This is a genomic window from Monashia sp. HAY1-5C (assembly GCF_056755255.1).
Genome location: NZ_JBPGXG010000280.1, coordinates 1 through 591 on the forward strand (window position 1 = coordinate 1; position 591 = coordinate 591).

Below are 591 nucleotides of genomic sequence, written 5' to 3' on the forward strand. Positions count from 1 at the left end.
CCCCCCCCCCCCCCCCCCCTGCTTAATGACACGGCGACCACCGAGATCTACACTTTCTCCGTCGTCGGCAGCGTCAGGTGTGTATAAGAGACAGGGCCCGCGCCACGAGGTCGGGCACGAGCACCTGTGCACCGAGGTTCACGACCGTGATCTCGCGGTAGTACTCCAGGCCCTTCTCGCCGGCGAAGCCCTTGATGTTGAGGATGGCGTCGATGCCCACGGTGTGCGCGTCGGTGCCGATGCAGGCACCGACGACCACGAGCCGTCGGCGCAGCAGCCTCCTGATCGCGGAGTTGGCGTCCTTCGCCGAGAGCAACGGGTACTCGCGCTCGACGACCCGGACCGCGTCGAGGTCGACGAGGTGGGTGACGCTGCCGTAGACGACGAAGAAGGTGAAGTCCGGGCCCATGGGCTTGGCGTGCACGAGCAGCGCCGGGTCCAGACCCATCTTGCGGGCCAGCTGGAGGGCCGCGCCCTCGGCCCGCTTGTCGTGCGGCACCGGCAGGGTGAACGACACCTGCACCATGCCGTCACCGGTCGTGTCCCCGTAGGGCCGGACGATGCTGCCCTGCGGGCCTCTGCGCGGCTCCG

At 69.0% G+C, this 591-nt stretch carries 1 protein-coding gene; it reads right to left on the minus strand.

Annotation, left to right across the window (positions count from 1 at the left end):
* Window positions 1–73: 73 nt before the first annotated feature.
* The coding region (locus tag ACR9ZK_RS21645) for an OAM dimerization domain-containing protein (protein WP_481344023.1) at window positions 74–591 on the minus strand (518 nt) is incomplete at its 5' end.